Raw genomic sequence first — 25,024 nt, forward strand, 5'->3', positions numbered from 1 at the left:
CTATGTTTCCAGGTCCGGCACCAGCCGGGCCGCATGGGTTTCCAGCCAGCCTTCCAGCCAGCGGGTGTGAACGGCATTGGCCTCTACGTCCGGGTCATCTGCCAGCGCCAGGAACAGCGGCCGCGTGGTGCGCAGGCCGTCGATCCGGGTTTCCTTCAACGCGCGCACAAGGCGCGCGATCGCCGCCGCGCGGGTTTCGCCATGCACGACCAGCTTGGCCAGCAAGGAATCGTAGAACGGCGGCACGGTGTAACCTGCATACAGCATCGACTCGAACCGCACGCCCGGCCCGCCCGGCACGCGCAGGTCGGAAACCGTGCCGGGGAAGGGGGCGAAATCGCGCGACGGGTCCTCGGCGTTCAGCCGCACCTCGATCGCATGGCCGCGCGCCACGATGTCGCGCTGGCGCAGGCGAAGCGGCTCGCCTCCCGCGATGCGCAGGCCTTCGGCCACCAGATCGACACCGGTGATCATCTCGGTCACCGGATGTTCCACCTGGATGCGGGTGTTCATCTCGATGAAATAGAACCGGTCGCCTTCGTCGTCGTAAAGATATTCGATGGTTCCCGCGCCGGAATAGCCAACCGCCCGCGCAAGGCGCACGGCGCTTTGGCACAATTCGTCGCGCACGCGATCCGACAGGGCCTGCGAGGGGGCTTCCTCCCAGACCTTCTGGCGGCGGCGCTGCAGCGAACATTCGCGTTCCCAGCAGTGGATGGCATCGGTGCCGTCGCCGAGGATCTGCACCTCGATATGGCGTGCCCGGGTGATCACCTTTTCCATGTAAAGCCCGCCGTCGCCGAAGGCGGCCAGCGCTTCGGCCGCGGCCTGGGGGAAGGCGGCCTCGAACTCGGCCAGGTCATTGGCGATGCGGATGCCCCGCCCGCCGCCGCCGGCCGCGGCCTTGATCATCACCGGAAAGCCCGTATCCAGCAGGATATGGCGTGCCTCGTCGATATCGGCGACCCGGCCCATGCTGCCCGGCACAACCGGCACGCCGGCGGCATGCGCGGCCGACCGCGCCGCCACCTTGTCGCCCATCGTGCGGATCGCATCACCCGACGGGCCGACGAAGACCAGCCCCGCCGCCTTGCAGGCATCGGCGAAATCGGCGTTCTCGGCCAGAAAGCCATAACCGGGATGCACCGCATCCGCGCCAGTATCAGCGGCGGCCTTCAGGATCGCCGCCTGGTTCAGATAGGATTTCTTTGCCGCGGGCGGCCCGATCGCCACCGCCTCGTCCGCGATCTGGACATGCAGGCTGTCGCGGTCGGCATCCGAATGGACGGCAACGGTCGCGATCCCGAGATCCTGTGCCGCGCGGATGACCCGCACGGCAATCTCGCCCCGGTTCGCGACCAGAAGCTTGCGCAGCATCAATCCACCTCGGCCAGAACGGCGCCCGCCATCACGGGCTCTTCGTTGTCGGTGATGAAGCGGATGTTGGTTCCGGCCACTTCCGAGCGGACCTCGTGAAAGGATTTCATCACCTCGATGAGGCCGATCACGTCGCCAACGGCGACCGCGTCGCCATCGGCCTTGAACGGCGGCTTGTCGGGGGCGGAAGCACGGTAGAAGGTGCCGGGAAGCGGAGACTGGATCTGGGCCATGGGTAAACCTCTCAGGTATAGGGTTGCACCGCGGCACGCACCGCGCGGGCGATGTCGATGGCGTTCGGCGTGTCAGAGTGGATGCAGATGGAATCGCAGCGAACGGGGATGTCCGATCCGTCGGTCGCCGTGCCCTTGCCTTCGGTGATCGCCCGGACGCATCGGGCGGCCATCAAATCAGGGTCCTTCGCGTCATGTTCGCGGGTGACGATCAGGCTTCCGTCGGGGCGGTATTCCAGATCGGCATAGAATTCGGCAACGAACCCGTGGCCGCGGGACGGATATACCTTTTCGTGCAGCGTTCCGGTCATGCCCAGAAGCGGAACCTTGAACACGTCCGCCGCGTCACAGACCGCCTGCGCGATCTCTTCGTTCCTGGCGGCCATGCCATAAAGGCTGCCATGCGGTTTGATGTGGTTCAGTTCCATCCCCTCGGCCTTCAGGAAGCCGCAAAGCGCGCCGACCTGATAGATGATGCAGTTGGCCAACTCTTCGCGGCCAATCTTCATCTCGCGCCGCCCGAATCCTTGCAGGTCGGGCAGGCTGGGATGGGCCCCGACCTTCACGCCATGCGTCTTCGCCAGCCGCACCGTGGCGCGCATGTGGTCGAAATCGCTGGCATGAAAGCCGCAGGCGACGTTGGCGATGTGGATCAGCGGCATCAGACCCGCATCGTCGCCCATGCGCCAAAGCCCGAAGCTTTCGCCCATGTCGCAGTTGATCGTGACCGGCATAGCACCCCCTTCAACTACTCGCTGCCGATGCAGGTTCGCCGGATGCGGCTATCATTGCAAATTCGAATTATTGAGATACGATATCGAAAAATCTGATAACCTGGCATGTCACTGACCATCCGACAACTTCGCTATTTCATCGCCGCTGCCGAGACGGGGCAGGTGAGCCACGCGGCGATGGAACTCAACATCTCGCAGTCGGCCGTGACGGCGGGGATTCAGGCGCTTGAGGCGACCCTTGGGGCGCGTCTTCTGTCGCGCACGGCGCAGGGCGTGTCGGTGACGCCGGAAGGCGCGCGGTTCCTGTCGCGCGCCAAGGGCATCATCGCGGCGGTAGAGGAAGCCACGCGCAGCCCCCTGGGCGAGGAAACCCAGGTCGTCGGGCGGTTGCGGCTGGGGCTGACCTATACCGTTGCCGGGTATTTCATGGCGCGCCATTATGCGGCCTTCCGGCGCATCTATCCCGGCATCACGCTGGAACTGTCCGAACAGCCCCGATCGGCGATCGAGAATGCGCTGGTGTCCGGCGGGCTTGACCTTGCGGTCATGCTGACCTCGAACCTTGCCAACACGGGCGAACTTGCCTCCGAGACGCTGTTCCGGTCGCGGCGGCGGATCTGGCTGCCATCGGATCACCGCCTGCTGTCCGCCCCCGAGATCAGCCTGCGCGACGTGGCGAAAGAACCTTATGTGATGCTGACCGTGGACGAAGCCAGCCGCACCGCAGGGCGATACTGGGACAGGTACGGGCTGGTGCCGAAGATCGTCTTTTCGACCTCGTCGGTCGAGGCGGTGCGGTCGATGGTCGCCGCCGGCATGGGGGTGACGATCCTCAGCGACATGGTCTACCGCCCATGGTCGCTGGAGGGGCAGCGTATCGAACAGCGCCAGCCAACAGAGCCGGTTCCCTCGATGGATGTGGGCCTGACATGGTCGAATGCGCGGCCCCTGTCGGGCCCGGCCAAGGTCTTCAGCGCCTTCATTTCCGCGGCTCTCGGGTTGGGAACCTGACGGTCGGCTGCGGGTAAGGCGCGGCAGGGCAGGGGGGGCGCCGCCCGGATGCCCGGATAGCGCAAATGACAGGATTGCCAGAACAAATTTCTTGGACGCAGGGCCCGGCGGTAATCTCGCCCCAGACCCGAACCCAAGAAGAGGATGCGGCATGACAACCGAAGATATGCTTCACGTGATGGAATGGCACAACGGCGACAAGGACTTCTCGCCGTTCTCGGATGCCGAAATGAAACGCCGTCAGGACGATGTTCGCGGCTGGATGGCAAGGAACGATGTGGATGCGGCGCTGTTCACCTCGTATCACTGCATCAACTACTATTCCGGCTGGCTGTACTGCTACTTCGGCCGCAAGTACGGGATGGTGATCACCCAGGACGCGGCCACGACCATTTCGGCCGGGATCGACGGCGGCCAGCCCTGGCGGCGCAGCTTTGGCAACAACATCACCTATACCGACTGGCGGCGCGACAACTTCTATCGCGCGGTTCGCCAGCTGACGCCGGGCGTCAAGCGGCTGGGGATCGAGTTCGACCATGTGAACCTCGACTACCGCAAGCAGCTTGAAGCCGCGCTTCCCGGTGTGGAATTCGTCGACATCGCCCAGCCGTCGATGTGGATGCGGTCGATCAAGTCGGCCGAGGAACACAAGCTGATCCGCGAAGGCGCGCGCATCTGCGACGTGGGCGGATGGGCGGTCGCGGGCGCGGTCAAGGCGGGCGTGCCCGAACACGAGGTCGCCATCGCCGGCACCAACGCGATGATCCGCGAGATCGCGAATTCCTTCCCCTTCGTCGAACTGATGGACACCTGGACCTGGTTCCAGTCGGGCATCAACACCGATGGCGCGCACAACCCGGTGACGAACAAGAAGATCAAGTCGGGCGAGATCCTGTCGCTCAACACCTTCCCGATGATCTTCGGCTACTACACCGCGCTGGAACGCACGCTGTTCTGCGACCATGTCGATGACGCAAGCCTGGACATCTGGGAAAAGAACGTGGCCGTTCACCGCCGCGGGCTGGAGCTGATCAAGCCTGGCGCGAAGTGCAACGAGATCGCGCTGGAACTGAACGACATGTACCGCCAGTGGGACCTGCTGAAGTATCGTTCGTTCGGCTATGGCCATTCCTTCGGGGTCCTGTCGCACTACTACGGCCGCGAGGCGGGGGTGGAGCTGCGCGAGGACATCGACACCGAGCTGAAGCCCGGCATGGTCGTGTCGATGGAACCGATGGTCATGCTGCCCGAAGGCACGCCCGGCGCCGGCGGCTACCGCGAGCATGACATCCTGATCGTGACCGAAACCGGGGCCGAGAACATCACCGGCTTCCCCTTCGGCCCGGAACACAACATCATCAGGAACTGACCACGCCACAAGGTGCGGCGAAGGAAGGCCCGGGGGTTCCCCGGGCCTTTTGCCATGCTGCGGCGGGCAGAGGGGCGGACGGGCAGACGGGCAAAGGGGCAGACGGGCAGAGGGTGCGGATGGATCGGCGGGCGCGTTCCCGTCCGTCCTTCCGGTCAAAAAGGAAGGGCCCCCGCGGGGGCCCGTGCAGTCAGGGGAGGTGAAATGTGCCGGGGTTCAGCCGAACTCGGTCCGCAGGGCGTTGACGATGCCGGTGGTGCAGACCTCGAGCAGGATTTCGCCCTTCTCGACCGAAGCCTCCTTCGGCGAGGACAGCGTGCCCGAACAGGGGGTCCATTCGGGCTTGACCGGATAGACGTCATAGGGCGGGAAACTGGCCGGGGCGACATCGACCGCGCGTTCCAGCTGCACCAGATGCGGATGCAGCGCCAGCATCAGCGAGGTTTCCAGAACCCCGCCGTGTTCGATCTCCCATCCGGGAAAGCCGTTGGGATAAAGCCGGGCGATGGCCTCCTTGTGGACGAAATCCCAGTAGGACAGGACCACGATCTTCATGTCGGTCACGCCGTCCCAACGCAGTTCGCGCAGCGCAAGGTCGATCCCTTCGATGATGAACCACGAATTCTCGAAATGACCGTTCACAAGGCAGATCTTGCGCACCCCGTGGCGGGCGAATTCGCGGATCACGTCCTTTAGCGCGGCGACGAGCGTGGCGCCGTCAAGGCTTGTCGTGCCGGGCAGGTGGTTGCCGCCGCCCGATTTCTGGTGCGACTTGTAGCCATAGGTGAAGGGGGGGGCCACCAGCGCGCCGATTTCCAGCGCCACGCGGCGGGCGAATTCGGTGGGCAAGAGCACATCGACATGCAGCGGCATGTGGTGGCCGTGCTGTTCCATCGACCCGATCGGGATCAGGATCGGCGTGTCCCCGGATTTCACCGCGGCGTCATAGTCGGGCCAGGTCAGTTCCGAGGCGAAGGCGGTCTTCAGGTGCATGGGTCCGTTCCTGGATTTGAAAGCGTCCCCTGCATTTTCGTTGCGTGATGGGTATTTGGAAAATAGATTGTCGCAATTCCTCCATTGCGGCGGCAAATCCATGGCGCTCATCACGAACCTGCCGACAGACCTGTTGCGCACCTTCATCACCGTGGTCGAACTGGGGGGCCATTCCAAGGCCGGGGCCGCGCTTGGCCGCAGCCAGCCTGCGATCTCGCTGCAGATCCGGCGGCTGGAGGAACTGGTGCGCACCCAGCTTCTGGTGCAGGACGGGCGGACAATCCAGCCGACACCGGCGGGCGAGGCCTTGCTCAGCTACGCGCGCGAGATGGTGCGGATCAATGACGAGGCGGTCAGCTATTTCCACCGCTCGGACCGGTCGGGCGTGCTGCGCATCGGCCTGCCGACGGATTACGCCGTGGCGTTCCTGCAATCCACGCTCACGAAGTTCATGCAGGACCATCCCAGCGTCGAACTCGAGATCCATTGCGACGTCAGCCGCGAGTTGCACAAGCACCTGCGGGCCGAGGACCTCGACATCATCGTGGCCACCATGTCCGAACCGCGGATGCCCTATCTTTCGCGGGCCTGGACCGAACAGCCGCTCTGGGCCGCGTCCGAAGCCTATCGCCCCGATCCCGATCGCCCGATCCCGCTTGGCGCGCATCTGGAGGGCTGCGACTACCGCGCGCGGATGATCGGCGCGCTTGATTCGGTCGAACGGCGCTGGCGGATCGTCTATACCGGGCCGGGCATCTCGGGCCTTCAGAACGCCGTCCTGAACGGTCTTTGCGTCACCGCGCTGACCCATGCGACGCTTCTGCCGGGGATGCGCGAACTGCCCGAGGAAGAAGGCTTTCCGCGGCTGGAGCCGTTGCGGATCGGATTGTTCTACAAGCATCCCCGCCTGTCGGTCGCGGGGTTGCAGCTGGTCAGCGAGCTGGTGGCGGGGATTGAATCCGTCGGATCGGGCGTTCGCAAACTGCCGCAATAACGGGCAGCAGTTCCCCGACAAATGAAACGATTTCAAGAACCGATTTTGCCGGTCTGCGGCTATCCCCTAACGTTGCGGCAATAACAAAGCCCACATCACCACAGGGATGGACCACCGAATGACCAGACGAACCGATGCACCGCTTTCCGTGACGCGCCGCGCCCTTCTGGCCACCGGCGCCGCGGCGCTTGCCACGCCGATGCTGTCGCGCCGCGCCTTTGCCGCCCCGACCGAGCTGACGATGCTGGCCTGGTACGGCCATGCCGAGCCCGACATGGTTGCCGAGTTCGAGGCCGAGAACAACGTGAAGTTCGTGCCGAAGTACTATACCGGCGGCGACAACATGCTGGGCCTGATCTCGCAATCCCCGCCCGGCACCTTCGACGTGATCCTGTCGGATGCCGAATATGTCCAGCAGCTGAACGCCGCCGGCTATATCGAGGCGCTGGACCCCGCCGATTACGCCTTTGACGAATTCTTCCCCGAATTCCAGCAGTTCCCCGGCCACTGGCAGGACGGGACGCTCTATTCGGTCATCACCCGTTTCGGGTTCCTGGGCGTGGCCTACAACACCGATGCCCTGACCGAGGCCGAAGCATCGACCTACAACGTGTTCTGGAACGAGAAGCTGAAGGGCAAGGTCGGCCATTTCGACTGGCACCTGCCCAACCTGGGCCAGATCAGCCAGCTGAACGGCAATGCCATCCCCTATGACATCGACGAGGCCGCCTGGGAGGCGGTGAAGGAAAAGGCGCTGTCGCTGCGCCCGCAGGTCGGCGGGTTCTTCGACTATGGCGGCACCTTCTCGTCGCTGAACGACGGGCAGATGCTGGCCTTCGCCGGGATCGGCGACTGGATCACCGGCACGCTGGAAAAGAACGGCGCCAAGGTGCGGTCGGTGATCCCCGAGGAAGGCGGCCTGCAATGGACCGAAAGCTTCTCGATCGGGAAGGGATCGCAGAAGGCCGACCTGGCGAAGAAATGGATCCAGTATGTCACCTCGGCCAAGGGCCAGGCGAAATCGGCCAACATGGCGGCCTATCCAGCGCTGATCCCCAACCAGAAGGGCTGGGAAGTGCTGAACGCCGAAAACCCCGACGAGGCCAAGCGTCAGGGCATGGTCATCGGCCAGTCCAACGTGATGGACATGATCCGCAACGGTCGCATCCAGTATCGCCAGCTGCCCATCCAGCAGGACCTTGAGACCTGGAACGACTTCTGGTCGGAATACAAGGGCGCCTGATCCGGCGCGGGCCGGCAGGCCACCCCTGCCGGCCTTTTCCATCCAACCGGAGTGATATGCCCGATGCAACGCCACGTGTCCCTCTACGGCCTGACGTTCTCGCTGCCGCTGCTGATCTGGCAACTTCTGTTCTTTGTGTTCCCGCTTGCCTTCCTGGTCGCGCTGAGCTTCTGGACGGTCAAGAATTTCGCCATGCGGCCGGATTTCGACACCGTCAACTGGGTGACGATGTTCAGCCGCCCGGTGTTCTGGCAGGCCTATGGCACGACTTTCGCGCTGGCGGGCGGGGCGGCGCTGCTGACCAGCGTCCTGGCCTTTCCCTGCAGCTATGCCATCGCCTTCAAGCTGTCGGACACGGCGCGCCGATGGGCCGTCTTCCTGATGGTGATCCCGTTCTTCACCAGCTATCTGGTGCGGGTCTATTCCTGGCAGATCTTCCTTTCGGACAACGGCATCTTCAACGTGATGCTGGGCTGGATCGGCCTTGGCCCCTTCGGCATGCTGAATACGGTTGGCGCCACGATGGTGGGATACCTGACGCTGTCCTTCCCGCTGGTCGTCCTTCTGCAGCTGTTCAGCCTTGTCTTCATCGACCGCACCCTGATCGAGGCCGCCCACAACATGCGCTGCGGCCGGTTGCGGACCGTCTTCGAGGTGGTCATCCCCTCGGCCCGCGTCGGGCTCACGATTGCCGCGCTGTTCTGCTTCATCCTGACCTTCGGGGATTTCGTCAGCCCCGTCTATCTGGGGGGCGGCGATCCGACGACGCTGTCGATCCTGATCACCGACACCACGAAATCCGGCCAGCAATGGCCCCGTGCCGCCGTCATCGCGCTGACCATGATCGCAACGCTTCTGGTCGTGGCTTTCCTCGCGGTGCGCTTTGCCTACAAAGGGCGCAGCAAATGAGCCAGATATCCGGGCAGGAACTGAACCGCAACCGCGTCGTCGACTGGGCGTTGATGGTCTACATCGTGCTGGCCTATGCCTTCGTCTTCGCCCCGATCGCGGCCAGCTTCGTCTTTTCGTTCAACTCCGACCGCTTCCCGTCGATCCCGCTCGGCGACTTCTCGCTGGAGTGGTATCGCGCGGTGGCCGCCGATCCGCTGGTCTGGCAGGGGCTGACAAATACCCTGGTGATCGGGGTGGTGGTCGGGGTCGTGTCAACCGCGCTTGGCTTCGGCGCGGCCTACACCGACTATCGCTACAAGTTCATGGGCAAGCAGGTCTATCTGGCGCTGGCGCTGCTTCCACCGACGATCCCGGTGATCATCCTGGGCCTTGCGATGCTGGCCTATCTGTCGCGGATCGACCTTTCGGGCCGGGCGATATCGGTCATCATCTCGCATGTCGTCGTCTGCGCGCCCTTCGCGATGGCGATCATCCGCCTGCGCCTCAGCCAGATGGACCCGGCGCTGGAACCCGCCGCCTGGAATCTCGGGGCGTCGGAATGGGCCACGATGCGCCATGTCATCATCCCCTTCACCAAGCCCGCGATCTTTGGCGCGCTGTTCATCACGATGGCGGTGTCCTTCGATGAATTCGCCGTCGCCTGGTTCGTCTCGGGCCTGAACGAGACACTGCCCGTGAAGGTGCTTGGCTTCCTGCAGGGGCAGGTCAGCCCGCGCATCAACGCCATCGGCACCTTCGTCTTCGTCACCTCGATGACGCTGGTCATCCTGGCCCAGATCCTGCTTTCGGGGCGCACCGCTGCGCCGCGTTCCTCGACCGTCGACAAGGAGTAAGTCATGCAACGCGATACGCTGGTGTCCTTCGAAGGTGTGGTGAAGCGCTTCGGCACTTTCGTCGCGGTCCAGAAGATGGACTTCGAGATCCGCAAGGGCGAGTTCCTCGCGATCATGGGGTCGTCGGGCTGTGGCAAGACCACGACGCTGCGCATGCTGGCGGGGCTGGAGGCCCCGAGCGAGGGCACGATCCGCCTGTCGGGCAAGCCGATCAACCACCTTCCCACCTGGGAACGCGACACGCCGATGGTGTGGCAGAGCCTTGCCCTCTTTCCCTTCCTGAACGTGCGCGAGAACGTGGAATTCGCGCTGAAGATGCGGGGCGTGGGCAAGGCCGAACGCCGCCGCCGGGCCGAACAGTGGCTGGACCGGATGCAGATCCTGGAGTTCGCCGAACGCAACATCGCCCAGTTGTCGGGCGGGCAGCGGCAGCGCGTGGCGCTGGCCCGGTCGCTGGTGGTGGAGCCCGAGATCCTTCTGCTGGACGAACCCCTGTCGGCGCTGGATGCGGCGCTGAAGGTGCGGATGCAGGCGGTGTTGAAGAACCTTCAGCGCGAGACGGGGATCACCTTCGTCTATGTCACCCACAGCCAGTCCGAGGCCTTTTCGATGGCCGACCGCGTGGTGATCATGAGCCGGGGGCGGATCGAACAAATCGGTTCGCCGCAGGAAATCTACGGCGCGCCGCGCACCCGCTTCGTGGCCGACTTCCTGGGTTCGTCGAACATCTTCACCGGGCCGGTCACGGCGACCTCGGGCCAGGGGCTGGAGATTTCGACGAAGGACGGGCCGGTGCGGCTTGCCGGGCCGGTGGCCGCCATGCCGGGGCAGGGGGCCGAGGCGACGATCACCGTTCTGGACACCAAGACGCACCTGAGCGTCGCGCGCCCGGAAGGCGATGTGAACGTCCTTCCCGTGCGTGTGATCGGCGAGGAATTCATCGGCGCGACCGCGACGATCTATGCCGAGACCGACAGCGGGCACGAGATCAAGGTGCAGAAAAGCCATGACGAACTGGCATCCCTGCCGATCTCGGCCGGACAGCCGCTTTTCGCCTGGTGGTCGCCCTCGGACAGCCACCATGTCGGCGCGGCCTGAGCCCCGTCCGGGATCGGAACCGCCGGGCGGGGCGCTTGGCCTGTCCCTGACCGGTCAGGGACGCCTTTCGGTCTGCGCGCTTCTTGAGGCACGAAGGAAATCGGACATGTCGCACATCTTCATCCAGGGGGGCGGGCTGACCGCCGAACAGGTCGGCCAGGTTCCGCTTTCCGGGGGCGGCCCCGGCCACCGGTTGCGGCGTTTCGCGCAGCGCCTTGCCGAACGCCTGTTCCGGCGCGGCGTCCCCGATCCCGTCGGGCGCTGACCGCGCAGAGTTCACGGACGGAAAGGAAACGCCATGCATGTCGAACGCAAGCCGCTGATCCCGCAGGGGGCCGCCTATTTCCCGCTGGGGGGGCAGGGCGCCGGCATAAGGCGGTTCCTGTTCCTCTTGTGCCCGTCCTTCACGCTTCTTGCGTTTTCCTCGGCGATCGAACCGTTGCGCATCGCCAACCAGTTGTCGCAACGCCCGCTGTATGACTGGCAGACGCTTTCGGTCGATGGTGCGCCCGTCGTCAGTTCCTGCGGCGTGTCCGTCAATGTGGACGGCACCCATGATCCCGCCGCGCGGGATGCGACGCTGCTTGTCTGTGCGGGCAACCTGCCTTCGGCGGCAGAACAGGGGCCGGTCGTCGCGCTGGCGCAGCGCCATGTCCGCCACGGCGGGCAGATCGGCGGGCTTTGCACCGGGGCGCTGGCCCTGGCGAGGGCCGGGCTTCTGAAGGGGCGGCGGTTCACGCTGCATTGGGAAAACCAGCCCGCCTTCCGCGAGGCCTATCCCGACCTTCCGCCCAGTGACAACAAGTTCGAGATCGACGGGCCGCTGATGACCTGCGGCGGCGGGGCGGCGGCCACCGACATGATGCTGGACGTGATCGTGCGGGATCATGGCGAGGCCTTCGCCGCGATGGTGTCCGAGATGTGCCTGCGCCGCGTCGCCATCGGGCGCGACCTTGCGCAACGCTCGCCGATTTCGGCCGTGGCGCAGGCGCGCAATCCGGGCCTTGCGGCCATCGTCGAACTGATGAAGCGCCATCGCGAGGACCCGCTTCCGCTTGAGGAACTGGCCGCCCGTGTCGGCTATTCCCGCCGTCAGGTCGAACGGCTGTTCCGGCTGACACTGGGCCTTTCGCCGGGCAAGTTCTATCAGAACCTGCGGCTGGACTACGGGCGCAACCTTCTGGCCAGCACCGACCTCAGCCTTTCGGAGGTGGCGGTGGCCTGCGGGTTCGAGACGAAATCCTATTTCTCGAAATGCTTCTCGCGGCGCTACGGGGTGCCGCCCAGCCGGATCCACGCCAGGGCGTAGCGGAAGGGCGCGGCGGTCCTCGGCCTAGATCAGGCCGAAGATCATCCCGAATCCGCCGATCAGGATCAGCCCCTCGATCAGGGCGGTGTGCAGCCGCAGGCTTGTGCGGCGCACGATCCAGGCGGCGCAGGCGGTGCCGGGAATGGTGCAGAACCCCAGCACCAGCGCCAGAATGAAATGCGCGACCGAAAGCGCATCGAGCGCGCCGAAGACGACCGACTTGAACAGGTTCGTGACGGCCGCGATCGCCGCATCGGTCGCCAGCAGGGCAGGGCCCGCAAAGCCGATCCCCATCAGCATCGGCACGATCAGCATCCCCGCCCCGACGATCAGCGAGGCCAGAAAGCCATAGGTCGCGCCGATGCCGTAGACGGCAATGGGGCCAGGCCTGATCCGCGCACGTTCGATCCAGCGGCGCAGCGGCACCGAGGCGATCAGCACCACGCCCAGAACGGTCTGGATGACGCTGGAATCGAGCCTGACATAAAGCTCGGCCCCGATCCATGACATCGGCATGGCCACGGCAGACACCTTCACCACCGTGGGCAGGTCAAGCGCATGGCGGTAGAACCAGACGCGGCTGCCGTTGTTGACGAGCATGAGGACCGAGATCATCGGGATCAACGCCTTCGGCCCGACGATCGGCGCGATGAACAGCGTCACAAGCAGGCCCGCGCCATATCCCGACAGACCACCCAGCACCCCGGCGAAGAAGCACACCGCCATCCCGGCCAGCGCGATGCCGACCGATATCTGCCCGGCCAGAAGCTGGGCTTCGGTCAGCACCTGAGCGCGTCCATCGCCACCGGCCCGCCGCCCGCCATCAGCGCATCGGCCCATGCGGCCAGCCCCTCCGCATGGGCCGGGTCGCGGCCCGCGAAGACGAGGTTGGCGCGCGCCTTGACCAGCAGGTCCTCGCGCGACATGGGCGCGCGGGCGCCCCCGCGCAGGCAGGGAACATGCGATTCCACGACGCTGCCGTCGGTCAGTTCGGCCTTGATGTGACCCGTGTAGTTCGACGGGTACTCGTTTTCCGGGTCGATCCGGAACGAAACCTTCGCCGCCAGCGCCAGCGCGCGCGGGTCGCGGACCGCCTCTTCGGTGAATTGCGCAAGCCCCGCGTCGCCCCAGATCCAGCCGGCCGCCACGCAATAGGGCCCCGAGAACTTGGCCGCATAGGGCGTGGGCGGCCTGCGCTTGACGTCAAGCGGTTCCCACAGCCGGTGCACCGTGCCTTCGCCCACGTCGCAGGTGATGCGCTCCACCTGTTCGGGGCGGATGCCGCGCCGGGCCAGGTCGATGGCGCAATCGACATAGGGCTGGGTCATCGTCCCGCAGGCGAAGGGCTTGAAGGCAAGGCGGGCGGATTCCCATCGGCTGCCCAGATCGTCGAGCAGGGGGGCGAATTCGGTCGCGACCGGGGTCGAAAAGGCGTGGAAGAAGCCATGCGTGCCCTCGAACACCGAAGAGGGGCCGGTGAAGCCTGCCGCGCCCATGGCGGCGGCGCGCATCCCGGCCTGCGCGGCCCAGCCGGGGTGCAGGCGTTTCGTCGAACTGCCGTCGGCGAGATATTCGATGATGCCCGAGGCGGTGGACCCGGCGACGCCAAGCGCGTTCCGGATCCCGGTCCGGTCAAGGCGGAGGGCGGTGGCGACCCCCGCGGCGGCAGACATCGCGCCCAGAACGCCGGTGGGGTGAAAGCCCGCCTTGTGCACTGCCTTGTCGGCGACAAGGCCGAGGCGGCACATCACCTCGATCCCCGCGATCAGGCCGCGCGCCACATCCGTGGCCGAAAGCCCGTAGCGTTCGGCTGCGGCCAGAAGTGCGGGCACGATCACCACGCCGGAATGGACGGGACAGCCCTCGAAGGTGTTGTCGTAATCCTCGCCATGGCCGCAGGTGCCGTTGATGACGGCGGCGGCCTCGGGGCTGCGCCCTTCGCCAAGGCCCCAGACGGTGGCGCCGCCCGGATCGGGGAAGGCGGCACGCACGGCGCGGCCGTAATCGGTTTCAAGCGCCGCGACGGTCAGGCAGACGGTGTCGAGGATGGTATCGGCCGCCGCCTGACGCGCAGGGGCGGGGATGTGATCAAGCTCCAGTCCGGTCAGCCAGTCGGCAAGACATTCGGAAACGGTGGCATCTGTCATGGGTCGTCGTCCCCCGGGGTTCAGGTGGCAAAGGCGGCAAGGCCGGACAGGTCGGGATGGCGGGCCAGGTCGGCCGCCCAGTCCGTCAGGCGTTCCGCGCGGTCGTCGGGCCAGCCGCCGTGGCGGCAATTGGCCAGCGCCTTGGCGCGGATCTCGTCTTCGGTCAGGGGGTCGCGGACGCCGCCGCGCATGTGCGGCTGGTCCAGCGCGATCCGCCGGCCATCGGTGGTTTCCACCCGGATATGGCCCGAATAGTTCCGCGGATATTCGTTTTCCGGGTCGATGACGTAGCTGATCTTCTCCGCGAGCGCGAGAACCTCGGGATCGGCAGCGCGGGCGTCGGTGAACTGCGACAGGCCCGCGTCCCCGTCGAAGAAGCCGACCGCCATGCAATAGGGCATCGAGAATTTGGCGGCATAGCCCGAGGGCGGGCGATGCTTGCCCGCCAGCGGTTCCCACAGGCGGTGGACCAGCCCTTCGCCGGTGGGGCATGTGATGGATCTGATCTGGTCGGCCCGGATGCCGGTTGCGGCAAGGCGGATCATGCAGTCGACATAGGGGTGGATCATCGTCCCGCAGGCATAGGGCTTGAAGGCGATGCGTTCGGCATACCAGTCCTGCCCCAGCCCCTCGGCAAGGTGCCGGAAGTCGGGCGTCGCGGTGGGGGCGAAGGCGTGGAAAAAGCCGTGCGGACCGTCCAGAACGGTGCGCGGCGCAAAGAACCCGGTGCGGGCAAGGACCGCGGCGCGCAGGCCCGACTGCGCCGCCCAGCCGGGGTGCAGCCGTTTCGTCCATGCGCCTTCGGAAAGATATTCTAGGATGCCCGAGGCCATGCTGCCCGCCAGCCCGAAGGCGGAGGCCTGCTGGCGCGCATCAAGGCCAAGCGTCACGCCCGCCGCCGCCGCCGCGCCAAGCGCGCCGATCACGCCGACGGGGTGGAAGCCTGCCCGGTGGATCGCGCCGGGGGCGATGTGGTTCAGCCGACAGACGGTTTCCAGGCCCGCAGCAACGCCCAGGAACGCCCGTTCGCCCGACAGTCCAAAGCGTTCGGCGGCGGCCAGCGCGGCGGGGATCGTCATGGCGCCGACGCGGATCGGCGCGCCTTCCAGCGTGTCGTCAAAATCCTCGCCGTGGATCGCCATGCCGTTTGCGGCTGCGGCGCCTGCCGCGTCCAGCCGCCGGGCGTGCCCGAGCGCGGTGCAGGGGCCGTCGCTGTCCCATCCATGAACGATCTGGGCCATGTAGGGCTCGCCCCGCGCGGCGATGCAAAGCCCCGTGGCGTCGATCAGGTCAAGGCTGACGACGCGGCGGAAGGATTGCGGCAATGCTGCGATGTCCAGTCCGGAAAGCCATGCCGCATAGGTTTCGGCCAGCGCGCCGCCGGACGGGGGCAGGGTGGCCGTCATGTGCGCCCCGGCGGCGGATCGCCCGAGGCGAGGATGCGGGCCTTGCCTGCCTGCACATGGGCGAATCCCGCCTCGAAGGCGGCATGGGGATCGCGCGCATCAAGCGCCGCGACGATGGCGCGGTGTTCGATGTTGGAGCTTTCGAAGCCGCCGCCATGCACCAGACCGCGGGCACGGAACAGTTGCAACCGCGAGACGAGGCCGAAATAGGTTTCCGCGAGGATCCTGTTGTCGGTTCCGGTCACGATGGCGGTATGGAAGGCGATGTTGAGCGGGAAATAGGCGTCAAGGTCGCGCCGCTTGCCCGCCACATCCATCTGCGCGATCAATGCGTGAAGTTCCGCCGCCTGATCCGATGTGATGCGTTCGGCCAGCAGGCGGCAGGCGGTGCCGAAGAGGCCCGCGCGCACGTCATAGATCGCCACCGCGTCATGCCGCGAGATCTTTTGCACGAAGACCCCGCGATTCGGGATCATCTCGACCAGACCGCGGGCATGCAGCCCCTGGAACGCCTCGCGCACCGGGCCGCGGCTGACGCCCAGCTGGTCTGCCAGCGTCTTTTCGTTCAGCTTCTCGCCAGGGCCGAAGGTGCCCGACAGGATGATCTTCTCGATCTCGGCCTGGACGACCTTGCTAAGCGACGAGGTGCGCAAGACATCAAGTGCCTCGGACGTTTCCATCGGACTACGTTCAATCATTCCAGGTCCTTCCTTGCGGATCACAGTATTGCATATTGTCAACAATTGGCAAAGATGCGCAAGTGCAACCTGACGCGTCATGCGCAGGACCAGCAGGGAGGAAAACGATGCTGAACAGGACCGACATGCCGTTGCAGGGCAAGGTTGCGATGGTCACGGGGGCCTCGCGGCGGATCGGGCGGGCGGTGGCGCTTGGCCTGGCGCAGGCGGGGGCGGATCTGATCGTCCACGCCCGCCAGTCGCGCGACGAGGTCGAGGCGGTCGCGGCCGAGATCCGGGCGATGGGGCGGCGGGCCGAGGTGGCGCTTGGCGATGTCACGGTCGAAAAGGACGTGCTGGCCGTGTTCGAGGTGGCGCGCGCGGCCTTCGGCGGGGTGGACATCCTGATCAACAACGCGGCCATCCGGGGCGAGAAGCCGCTTCTGGACATGACGTTGCAGGAATGGCGCGCAACCAACGCGGTGATCCTCGACGGCGCGTTCCTGTGCAGCCGCGAGGCGTTGCGCAGCATGGTGGAACGCGGCGGCGGCACGATCATCAACCTGGGGGGCGTGTCGGCCCATGTGGGGGCGAAGAAACGCGCCCATGTGGCCACCGGCAAGGCAGGCCTCGTGGGGCTGACGAAGTCCATCGCGCTGGAATTCGCCGACCGCAACATCATCGCCAATTGCGTGGCGCCCGGAAAGATCGGCGGCAAGCGTTCGGCCACCTCGGGCGCCTCGCCCGACATGGGCACCGGCCCGATCCTGGGGCGCGAGGGCGAGATCGCCGAGGCGGCCTTTGTCATCCTGTCGCTGTGCATGCCCGAGGCGCGGTTCATGACCGGCCAGACCGTGCATGTCAGCGGCGGCATGTACATGCCCTGATCCGGCCGGGCCAAGTCCCGGAAGCCATTGCCCAGTGCCCGCCGCCCGGTCAGGGCGTCGGGGCCAGCAGCGGGCGCAGGGCGCGGATATCCGCCATGTCCCCGATCGACAGGACCGCGTCGATCAGCGCCTCTGTCCGGTCCGCCCCGAGGTCGGGCAGGATCAGGTCGCGCGCCTTGGCCACCACCTGATCCCGCGTCATCGGGTTTGCGGGCGTTCCCAGAACGGCGCGGGTGTGGTGGCGCAGGCTGCGCCCGTCGCGCGTGTCGATCTCGATGATCGCCTGACGGGGCGGGCGCGCCTCGGTCAACTCCTTGCTGGGAATGGCTTTCGTCCGCTTTCGCAGCGACAGGACAGCGCTGTCTGACATCCGGTTGCGGTCATGCGCGGCGGCAAAACCCACACCCTTGTCGATCAGGCACATTGCCAGCAGATGCTGCAGGCAGACATCGGGCATGTCGCGGTCATCGACGATGTGCAGGCGATCATCGGGCATGATCGCGCGCAGCGCCGCCACGTCGTCGGGGGCGATCGCGTGCGCCTCGATCAGCGCCATCAGCGAATCGAGTGCCGCCTGGATCGGCGATCCCACGCACCATTTCTTGATCGCCGCCCCCATGATCTCGAACCGGGTGCCAAGCCCGTCGGTCAGGGCGTCGGGGTCGGGGTTCTCGGCGAAGGCCGACAGGTACGAGGGCGTTCCGGTCAGCACACCCTCGACCCCGGTCCAGCCGGATTGCACCATGATCGCCGCCATCGTGCCGTTTCGCGCACCGATCCCGCCGAAGTCGAAGGCCTTTTCGACATGGTCGCCGTCGCGCCGCCAGTAGGGCACGCCCGAGGTCTGCTGCACGGCGTAGGACAGGGCATGCATCGCGCCGCGCCGGTCCAGCCCGGCAAGCGCCGCCGCGGCTGCGGTCGCGCCGAAGTTGCCGCCGATCGTATGGGTGGAAAACCGGGCGGTATCCGCAGAACGGACCCCGAGCGCCATCACCGCCCGCGCGCCGATGTCATAGCCAAGGACGAGGGCGCGCAGCAGGTCGGCGCCGCTGCGGCCTTCGGTTTCGGCCAGGGCCAGCGCGGCGGGAATCACCGCGCAGCCGGGATGGAACCGCCCGCCCACATGGCTGTCATCGGTTTCGTCGGCATGGGCGGCCATCGCATTGGCAAGGGCGGCCTGCGGCGCCCCGACAAGGCGTCCTGTCGCGATCGACAGGGCCTCGGCGGGGCCGCCCAGGCGGTCGGCCAGCCGCGCCCCCGCCTTGCCCGCCGCCAGATGCGCGCCCGAAAGAATCGCCGCCAGCGTGTCCAGAAGGTGCAGGCGCGCCTTTTCCTCGACCTCGGGCGGCAGGGGGCGGGTCAGGGCCGTGGCGATGTATTCGGCAATGCGTTCGGTCTGCGGGCAGGACATGGCGGCCTCATTTGCATATCGCAGATTGTCTACGATTGACATTTTGATAGTTCGATGCACGATGAAGCGCAACAGCTGCCCCATGTCCGGGCCACGACCTTCCGAAAGGCCCCGCAGGGACGGGGCGCGACGGGAACACCGGGCCGCATGGGGAGGGGAGGCTGTAGGCTTCGGCATGGGAGGAAACATCATGGGCCTTGAATTCGGACGTATTGCGCGAGGTGCGATCCTGTCCGCCGGACTGGCGTTCGGCGTGGCGGGGGCGGCCTCGGCACAGGACTATCCGCATGACACGGTGACACTCGTCACCCATTCCTCGGCGGGCGGCGGCACCGACGTCTTCCTGCGCGAGATGGTGGGCTTCCTCGGCAAGGCGATGGGGGCCAATTTTGTGGTAGAGAACGTGACCGGCGGTTCGGGTGCTAACGCGATGGCAAAACTTGCCACCTCGCCCGCCGACGGGTCGATCTTCTATGGCACCACGCCGACCTACATCAACACATCGCTGCTTTCGAACCCGGAATACGACTTCACCGACCTCGAAGGCGTGGTGAACGTGTTCATGGACCCGCAGATCGTGTTCGTGAAGGCTGACAGCCCGTACCAGTCGCTGACCGACCTGATCGAGGCGGCGAAGGCCGATCCGACGGCGGTTCCCTTCGGTGTGACGACGCCCGGATCGCTTGACCGTCAGGTGATGGAACAGTTCAAGGCGGTCACCGGCGTGACCTCGCCGGTGATCACGCATGACGGCGGCGGCGAGCTGCTGATTTCGGTCCTGAACGGCACGGTCGCCGTGGCCATCGGCGAGATCCAGGAGCTTGGCCCGCAGATCGAGGCGGGCGAAATCCGCCTGCTGGCGTCCTACACCGAGGACCGCCTGCCGCGGTTCCCCGATCTGCCGACGGCCCGCGAACAGGGTGTCGATCTGGTGGTCAACAAGTTCCGTGGCATCGCCGGTCCGCGCGGCATCCCGCAGGATGTGAAGGATCTCTGGGCCGCAGGCATCGCCCGCGTTCTGGAAGACCCGGATTTCAAGGCTTGGTACGAGGCGCAAAGCCTGGTTCCCACGCTGATGCCGGCGGCGGAATACGAAGCCTTCCTGAACACCTTCGCCGAGGACCAGAAGGCCTTCCTGATCCAGTACGGCATCCTCAAGCAGTGACCCCGGGAGGATCGACAAGATGATGCAGTCGTCGGCGCCCCGTTTCCGTATCCCGCGCGATGTGTGGATCGGTCTTGCGGCCTTTGCCCTTGGCGCGTGGTACTGGCGGGCCGCCGGCGACATTCCGATCAGCCCGCTTGACGGGGTGGTGAACGCCTCGGCCCTGCCGCGGATGCTGGCCACCGCGATGATGGTCTTCAGCGTGCTGCTGATCCTGCGCGCGCTTCTGGTCGAGGTCATGTACCTGCGGGCCGCGCGGCGCGCGGCGGGTCCGCCCGCCGACCGCCCCGAGGCCGAAGGGCACGGTTTTACCCCGCGCCAGCATGTCAAGGCGGCGGGTGTGGTCACCATCGGGATCGCCTATCTGCTGATCCTGCCGTGGCTTGGCTATGTTCCCAGTGTGATCCTGCTGGTCGTGGTGATGTCAGTCTACATCGGCGCCCGGGCCGGGGCCTATACGCTCGGCGTGGCGGTTGTCCTGGCGGTGGCCTTCTACCTGCTTTTCGTGCGGCTTCTGGGGATTCCGTTGCCCGCCGGGTTCTGGCCATCGCTTTTCGGCTAGGGAGGGGGCAACCCCCTTTCCCGTCAGCCCAATCCAATCAGAAGGTTCGGACGACATGGACGGTATCTCCACCGCCTTTCACATCCTCACGAGCAGCCCCGCGGTTTTCGCGGCCATCGGCGGCGTCGCCTGGGGCATCATCGGGGGCGCGCTGCCGGGGATCTCGCCATCCATCGCACTGGCACTGCTGTTGCCCTTCACCTACGGGATGGACCCGATCACCGCGATCGTCCTTCTGGGGGCGACCTATGTCGGCGCGGAATACGGCGGGTCGATCCCCGCGATCCTGATCAACACGCCGGGCACCAATGCGGCGGCGGCGACGGTCGTCGATGGCTATTACATGCACCGCGAGGGGCGCGGGGGCGAGGCTCTTGGCATCTCGCTGCAATCGGGCGTCGTGGGCGGGCTGTTCGGCCTGATCTTCCTGATCGTCTTTACCGAACCCCTGTCGCGGGTGGCGCTGGCCTTCAACTTCCCGGCCTATTTCGCCCTGGGCATCCTGGGGCTTTCGGTGATCGTGTCGCTTTCGAACGGGTCCCTGATCAAGGGGCTGATGGCGGCAACCCTTGGCCTGATGATCGCGACCATCGGCACCGATCCCCTGTCGGGGGTGACGCGGTTCACCTTCGGCGAGCCCGAACTGCTGACCGGCATCGAATACGTGATCGTCATGGTTGGCGTCTTCGCCATGTCGGAACTGATGATGACGGCGAACTCGCCCGACTGGGGCAAGACCGACGGGCGGCAGACGCGGATCAAGCTGCCCGGCTTCAGGAAATGGCGCAAGCTGTGGCGCGCTCAGGCCATCGGCAGCGGCGTCGGCATCTTCGAGGGGGTGATGCCGGGGGCGGGCGGGTCGATCGCCGCCTTCATGTCCTATAACGAGGCCAAGCGCTGGTCGCCCGAACCCGAAAAGTTCGGCAAGGGATCGGAAGAGGGCATCGCTGCGCCCGAGGCCGCGAACAACGCCGTGGCCTGTACCGCGCTGGTGCCGGTGCTGAGCTTCGGCATCCCCGGTTCCAACTCGGCCGCGATCCTGATGGGCGGGATGCTGATCCACGGGCTGACGCCTGGGCCGATGCTGTTCCAGAAGGAACCGGAATTCGTCTATGGGCTGTTCGGGGGGCTGGCGGTCGCCAACATCTCGCAGCTTATGCTGGGCATCCTGATGATGACGCCCGCGCTGTGGCTGGTGAACCGGCCCAAGCCCTATCTGATGGCCGCGATCTTCGCGCTGGTCTTTTCAGGGATCTATTCGATCCACAATTCCACCTATGACCTCTACCTCGTGCTGCTGTTCGGGGTGGTGGGCTATCTGCTGCGGGTCTTCGGATTTCCCTTCCTGCCGCTCGTCCTCGGGCTTGTGCTGGGCTACCTGGTGGAGGCGAACTACCGCCGGTCGCTGGAATTGACGGCGGGGGATCACCGCATCTTCTGGGAAACGCCGATCTCGCTTGGCCTTCTCAGCCTTGCGGCGGTGTTCGTGATCGGTTCGGCGATCCGTGACATCGTGCTTGCGCGGCGCGCGGCGCGGGCGGTGGCCGAGGGGAAGAGTGCATGAGCCTGGTATTCCCCGTTCGCGTCTGCCGGCCCGAGGCGCGGCCCGCCGCCGAAGACCAGCTTGCCTGGAAGATCGCCGAGCTTGCCGCGTCCCCGCGCCCGGTCGATCCGGCGGCGGCCGAGATGGCGGCGTGCCGCCTGATCGACAATGCCGCCGTTGCGCTGGCCGCGCTGAACCGCGCGCCCGTGGCGGCTGCCCGCGCGCAGGCGATGTGCTTTCCACGGGCCGGGGGGGCGCGGGTCATCGGGTTGGGCGAGGCCGCGCGCGTCGATTGCCTCTGGGCCGCGATGGCCAACGCCACGGCGGTGCGCGAGCTTGATTTCCACGACAGCTATTTCGCGCTGGATTCCAGCCATCCGGCGGATTGCATCATGCCACTTCTGGCCGTCGCGCAGCAGGCGCGTCTGACCGGGGCCGATCTGGTGCGCGGCATCCTGACCTCGTACGAGGTGCAGACCGCGCTGGTGCGGGCCTTCCCCTTGCAACATCACCGGATCGACCATGTTGCGCATCTGGGCCCGGCGGTCGCCGCGGGGCTTGGCGCGATGCTGGGCCTTGCAGTGCCGGTGATTTACGAGGCGGTCAACCTGGCGGCGCATCTGTCGCTGTCCACGCGGCAGGTGCGCAAGGGCCGAATCTCGTCCTGGAAGGCTGCCGCGCCCGGCCATATCGGCAAGACCGCGATCGAGGCGATCGACCGCGCGATGCGCGGCGAAACGGCCCCTTCGCCGATCTACGAAGGGGATTACGGCATCCTTGCGGTGCTGCTGAAGGGGGCAGGGGGCGAGGTGACGCTGCCCGATGCCGGTCAACCCTGCCGGGCGATCCTCGACACGCTGCCCAAGGCCCATTCGGCGGGCTATCACGGCCAGGCGATCATCGACCTTGCCATCAACATGCGGCCGAAGGTGCCCGACCCGGCACAGGTCGAAAGCATCACGCTTCATACCAAGCGGATGACGCATATGGTGATGGGGTCGGGCGCGGGCGATCCCGACAAATGGGACCCCGCCGCCTCGCGCGAGACGCTTGATCATTCGGCGCCCTTCCAGTTCGCCCGCGCGCTGGTGGATGGCGCATGGCACCACGACCGCAGCTATGACCCCGCCCGCATTTCCGCCCCTGATTTCGTGGCGCTCTGGCGCAAGGTGGAAACGGTCGAGGACCCGGACTGGAACCGCCGCTTTGACGCGGCCGATCCCCTGGACAAGGCGCATGGCGCGCGGGCCGTGATCCGGTTTTCCGACGGGCGCAGCGTCGAAGAGGAACTGGCGGTCGCCAATTCCCATCCGCGCGGGGCGGCGCCCTGGGGCCCTGCCGACTATCGCGGCAAGTTCCTTGATCTGACCGCCGATTGCCTCTCATCCGCCGCGGCTGCGGCCTTTCTGGCCGAGGCCGGCGATCTGGCGGCGCTTGATGCGGCGCGGCTGCACCGCTTTGGCGTCGCGGCCGACCTGCGCCCGGCTCTTCAGGGGCCGCCGGGATTGTTCGAACGGGGGGCAGAATGACCGCCGGATTTCCGGAAAGACCATCCGCAGCGGGCCGGACGTTTTCACCCGCATCATTGATTGACCAACGCAAGACCGCAGGAGCCTGACCATGGCCGTGACAAACAACGATTTCGCCCGCATCCCCGAGGGGATGACGATCACCGAGGACGCGGCCCGGTTCCTTGAGGCGGTGACCTATGAAAGCATCCCCGAAGACGCCCTGCGGATCGGGCGGCGCTGCATGCTGGACGCGGCCGGGCTTTACGCCGCGGGCAGCGAGGAACATTCCGTCCATATCCTGGTGGATGAGGCGCGCGATGTCGGCGGGCGCGGGGATGCGCGGCTTCTGGGCGGTGGCGGGGTGAAGGTTCCCGTCGGGATGGCGGCGCGCGTGCTGGGCACGGCGGGCCATGCCCATGACTGGGACGATACGCAGGTGTCGGTCGATCCGGCGCATGTCTATGGCCTGCTGACCCATCCCACGATCCCGCCGCTGACCGCGGCGCTCTGTGTGGGCCAGATGCTGGGCGGGGTGGACGGCCGCCGGGTGATGACGGCGTTCCAGGCCGGGGTCGAGGTGGAAAGCAAGATCTCGGAATGGATGCTGCCGCAGCATTACCTCAGCGGCAAGCATTCCTCGGGCACGGTGGGCACTTTCGGGGCCTATGCGGCGGCGGCCTGGCTTCTGGGCCTTCGCGGCGCGGAACTGCGGCAGGGCTTTGGCATCGCGGCCAGCCTTGCGGCTGGCATCCGCTGCAACTTCGGCACGATGACCAAGCCCCTCCATGTCGGCCGCGCCAGCGAGAACGGCGTGACCGCGGCGCTTCTGGCGCGGCGCGGTTTCGGCGCCGATCCGGCGGCGCTGGACGGGCCGTGGGGGTTCCTGGCCGTCATGGGCGGCGGCGTCAGCCCGGAAAAGATGGCGCAGGGCTTTGGCCGGACATGGTCGATCACCGATCCGGGCGTGTCGATCAAGCCCTATCCCTGCGGCATCCTTACCCATCCGACGATGGACCTGATGCTGCGCCTTGTCACCGAGGCCGACGTGAAGCCCGAAGAGATCGACCAGATCATCATCCACGCGGGCACGAACATCCTCAAGCCGATCCGTTATCCGATCGCGTCGAACCACCTTGAGGCCAAATTCTCGCTGCCTGCCGAGGTGTCGATGATCGCGCTGGTGCGCAAGGCGGGCAAGCGCGAGTTCTCGGATGAGTTCGTGGCCTCGGACGCCATGCAGGCCATGCAGCGCCGGGTGCGGACCGAATTCGACCCCGCGATCGAGGCGATGGGGTTCGACAAGGTCCGTTCGCGCATCACGATCCGGCGCAAGAACGGAACCGAGGTCACGGGTTGGGCCGACGAACGCTATCGCGGTGGCCCGGAAAACCCGATGACCGATGCCGAGGTCGAGGCCAAGCTGCGGTCGTGCTGCGAGGGGGTGATCGACACCGCCGGGCAGGACCGCCTGATCGAGGCGATCTGGTCGATCACCGACGACGCCGACGGCACGCGGATGGTGTCGCTCTTGCCCTGATCTACCGCCCCGGAACGTCGCCTGCCAGCGCGCGGCGGCCCTTGCGGTCGCCGGGGAGGGGGCCACCGGTGT

24 protein-coding genes are annotated in these 25,024 nt (G+C 66.3%); 15 read left to right on the plus strand and 9 right to left on the minus strand.

What is annotated here, in order from left to right:
* The 3 genes from E7811_RS11300 to E7811_RS11310 are packed head-to-tail and all read right to left on the minus strand — an operon-like array spanning position 1 to position 2,344.
* Entirely contained in the window at positions 1-1,377 is a 1,377-nt protein-coding gene (locus tag E7811_RS11300) for an acetyl-CoA carboxylase biotin carboxylase subunit (protein ID WP_136394771.1), read from the minus strand.
* On the minus strand, positions 1,377-1,610 hold the full coding sequence (locus E7811_RS11305) for an acetyl-CoA carboxylase (RefSeq protein ID WP_136394772.1): 234 nt from the start codon (positions 1,608-1,610) through the stop codon (positions 1,377-1,379). Before E7811_RS11305 ends, E7811_RS11300 begins: the two co-directional genes overlap by 1 nt.
* Positions 1,611-1,621: 11 nt before the next feature.
* The gene (locus E7811_RS11310) at positions 1,622-2,344 is read right to left on the minus strand and encodes a LamB/YcsF family protein (protein ID WP_136394773.1); all 723 of its coding nucleotides are present in this window, start codon (positions 2,342-2,344) and stop codon (positions 1,622-1,624) included.
* 105 nt (positions 2,345-2,449) lie between these two features.
* Here E7811_RS11310 and E7811_RS11315 point away from each other — a divergent pair, with 105 nt between their 5' ends.
* Complete coding sequence (locus tag E7811_RS11315) at positions 2,450-3,355, plus strand: LysR family transcriptional regulator (RefSeq protein WP_136394774.1); 906 nt, start codon at positions 2,450-2,452, stop codon at positions 3,353-3,355.
* Positions 3,356-3,506: 151 nt separating this feature from the next.
* Positions 3,507-4,724, plus strand: coding sequence for a M24 family metallopeptidase (locus tag E7811_RS11320; protein WP_136394775.1), 1,218 nt, complete (start codon positions 3,507-3,509; stop codon positions 4,722-4,724).
* A gap of 216 nt (positions 4,725-4,940) precedes the next feature.
* Here E7811_RS11320 and E7811_RS11325 read toward each other — a convergent pair whose 3' ends face one another.
* Positions 4,941-5,717 (minus strand): creatininase, encoded by a 777-nt coding sequence (locus tag E7811_RS11325; protein ID WP_136394776.1) that lies wholly within the window; start codon positions 5,715-5,717, stop codon positions 4,941-4,943.
* Positions 5,718-5,817: 100 nt separating this feature from the next.
* Here E7811_RS11325 and E7811_RS11330 point away from each other — a divergent pair, with 100 nt between their 5' ends.
* The 7 genes from E7811_RS11330 (at position 5,818) to E7811_RS11355 (ending at position 12,106) form a co-directional block, all read left to right on the plus strand.
* On the plus strand, positions 5,818-6,711 hold the full coding sequence (locus E7811_RS11330; protein WP_136394777.1) for a LysR substrate-binding domain-containing protein: 894 nt from the start codon (positions 5,818-5,820) through the stop codon (positions 6,709-6,711).
* Between the two features lie 118 nt (positions 6,712-6,829).
* Entirely contained in the window at positions 6,830-7,954 is a 1,125-nt protein-coding gene (locus E7811_RS11335; RefSeq protein ID WP_136394778.1) for a polyamine ABC transporter substrate-binding protein, read from the plus strand.
* A gap of 63 nt (positions 7,955-8,017) precedes the next feature.
* Entirely contained in the window at positions 8,018-8,863 is an 846-nt protein-coding gene (locus tag E7811_RS11340) for an ABC transporter permease (protein WP_136394779.1), read from the plus strand.
* Positions 8,860-9,699, plus strand: coding sequence for an ABC transporter permease (locus E7811_RS11345; RefSeq protein WP_136394780.1), 840 nt, complete (start codon positions 8,860-8,862; stop codon positions 9,697-9,699). The genes E7811_RS11340 and E7811_RS11345 overlap by 4 nt, the downstream gene beginning before the upstream one ends.
* Before the next feature lie 3 nt (positions 9,700-9,702).
* A complete protein-coding gene (locus tag E7811_RS11350) occupies positions 9,703-10,797 on the plus strand; it encodes an ABC transporter ATP-binding protein (protein ID WP_136394781.1) in 1,095 nt (364 codons plus the stop codon).
* A gap of 106 nt (positions 10,798-10,903) precedes the next feature.
* Positions 10,904-11,062 (plus strand): hypothetical protein, encoded by a 159-nt coding sequence (locus E7811_RS17910; RefSeq protein WP_168733006.1) that lies wholly within the window; start codon positions 10,904-10,906, stop codon positions 11,060-11,062.
* 33 nt (positions 11,063-11,095) lie between these two features.
* Positions 11,096-12,106 (plus strand): GlxA family transcriptional regulator, encoded by a 1,011-nt coding sequence (locus E7811_RS11355; protein ID WP_136394782.1) that lies wholly within the window; start codon positions 11,096-11,098, stop codon positions 12,104-12,106.
* Between the two features lie 24 nt (positions 12,107-12,130).
* Here E7811_RS11355 and E7811_RS11360 read toward each other — a convergent pair whose 3' ends face one another.
* Genes E7811_RS11360 through E7811_RS11375 form a run of 4 tightly spaced genes read right to left on the minus strand, consistent with a single transcriptional unit; the run spans position 12,131 to position 16,357 of the window.
* Complete coding sequence (locus E7811_RS11360) at positions 12,131-12,892, minus strand: sulfite exporter TauE/SafE family protein (protein ID WP_168733007.1); 762 nt, start codon at positions 12,890-12,892, stop codon at positions 12,131-12,133.
* A complete protein-coding gene (locus E7811_RS11365; RefSeq protein ID WP_136394784.1) occupies positions 12,886-14,253 on the minus strand; it encodes an MmgE/PrpD family protein in 1,368 nt (455 codons plus the stop codon). The genes E7811_RS11360 and E7811_RS11365 overlap by 7 nt, the downstream gene beginning before the upstream one ends.
* Before the next feature lie 20 nt (positions 14,254-14,273).
* The gene (locus tag E7811_RS11370; RefSeq protein WP_136394785.1) at positions 14,274-15,659 is read right to left on the minus strand and encodes an MmgE/PrpD family protein; all 1,386 of its coding nucleotides are present in this window, start codon (positions 15,657-15,659) and stop codon (positions 14,274-14,276) included.
* Complete coding sequence (locus tag E7811_RS11375) at positions 15,656-16,357, minus strand: FCD domain-containing protein (RefSeq protein ID WP_168733008.1); 702 nt, start codon at positions 16,355-16,357, stop codon at positions 15,656-15,658. Before E7811_RS11375 ends, E7811_RS11370 begins: the two co-directional genes overlap by 4 nt.
* A gap of 107 nt (positions 16,358-16,464) precedes the next feature.
* On the opposite strand from E7811_RS11375, the gene E7811_RS11380 reads away from it, so the two are divergent.
* A complete protein-coding gene (locus tag E7811_RS11380) occupies positions 16,465-17,223 on the plus strand; it encodes an SDR family NAD(P)-dependent oxidoreductase (protein ID WP_246020404.1) in 759 nt (252 codons plus the stop codon).
* Positions 17,224-17,272: 49 nt separating this feature from the next.
* Here E7811_RS11380 and E7811_RS11385 read toward each other — a convergent pair whose 3' ends face one another.
* Positions 17,273-18,634 carry an MmgE/PrpD family protein gene (locus tag E7811_RS11385; protein ID WP_168733009.1) on the minus strand — a complete coding sequence of 454 codons (1,362 nt, stop codon included), beginning with the start codon at positions 18,632-18,634 and terminating at the stop codon, positions 17,273-17,275.
* A 190-nt stretch (positions 18,635-18,824) separates the two neighbouring features.
* Between E7811_RS11385 and E7811_RS11390 the strand changes: the two genes are divergently transcribed.
* The 5 genes from E7811_RS11390 to E7811_RS11410 all read left to right on the plus strand — a co-directional run bounded on the left by E7811_RS11390 (position 18,825) and on the right by E7811_RS11410 (position 24,952).
* Positions 18,825-19,799 (plus strand): Bug family tripartite tricarboxylate transporter substrate binding protein, encoded by a 975-nt coding sequence (locus E7811_RS11390; protein ID WP_136394789.1) that lies wholly within the window; start codon positions 18,825-18,827, stop codon positions 19,797-19,799.
* 19 nt (positions 19,800-19,818) lie between these two features.
* Complete coding sequence (locus tag E7811_RS11395; protein ID WP_136394790.1) at positions 19,819-20,361, plus strand: tripartite tricarboxylate transporter TctB family protein; 543 nt, start codon at positions 19,819-19,821, stop codon at positions 20,359-20,361.
* A gap of 55 nt (positions 20,362-20,416) precedes the next feature.
* The gene (locus tag E7811_RS11400; RefSeq protein WP_136394791.1) at positions 20,417-21,925 is read left to right on the plus strand and encodes a tripartite tricarboxylate transporter permease; all 1,509 of its coding nucleotides are present in this window, start codon (positions 20,417-20,419) and stop codon (positions 21,923-21,925) included.
* Positions 21,922-23,433, plus strand: coding sequence for an MmgE/PrpD family protein (locus tag E7811_RS11405; protein ID WP_136394792.1), 1,512 nt, complete (start codon positions 21,922-21,924; stop codon positions 23,431-23,433). Before E7811_RS11400 ends, E7811_RS11405 begins: the two co-directional genes overlap by 4 nt.
* A 91-nt stretch (positions 23,434-23,524) precedes the next feature.
* Entirely contained in the window at positions 23,525-24,952 is a 1,428-nt protein-coding gene (locus E7811_RS11410; protein WP_136394793.1) for an MmgE/PrpD family protein, read from the plus strand.
* Positions 24,953-25,024: the final 72 nt, after the last annotated feature.

The organism is Aliigemmobacter aestuarii (genome assembly GCF_004799285.1).
GTDB classification, from domain to species: domain Bacteria; phylum Pseudomonadota; class Alphaproteobacteria; order Rhodobacterales; family Rhodobacteraceae; genus Aliigemmobacter; species Aliigemmobacter aestuarii.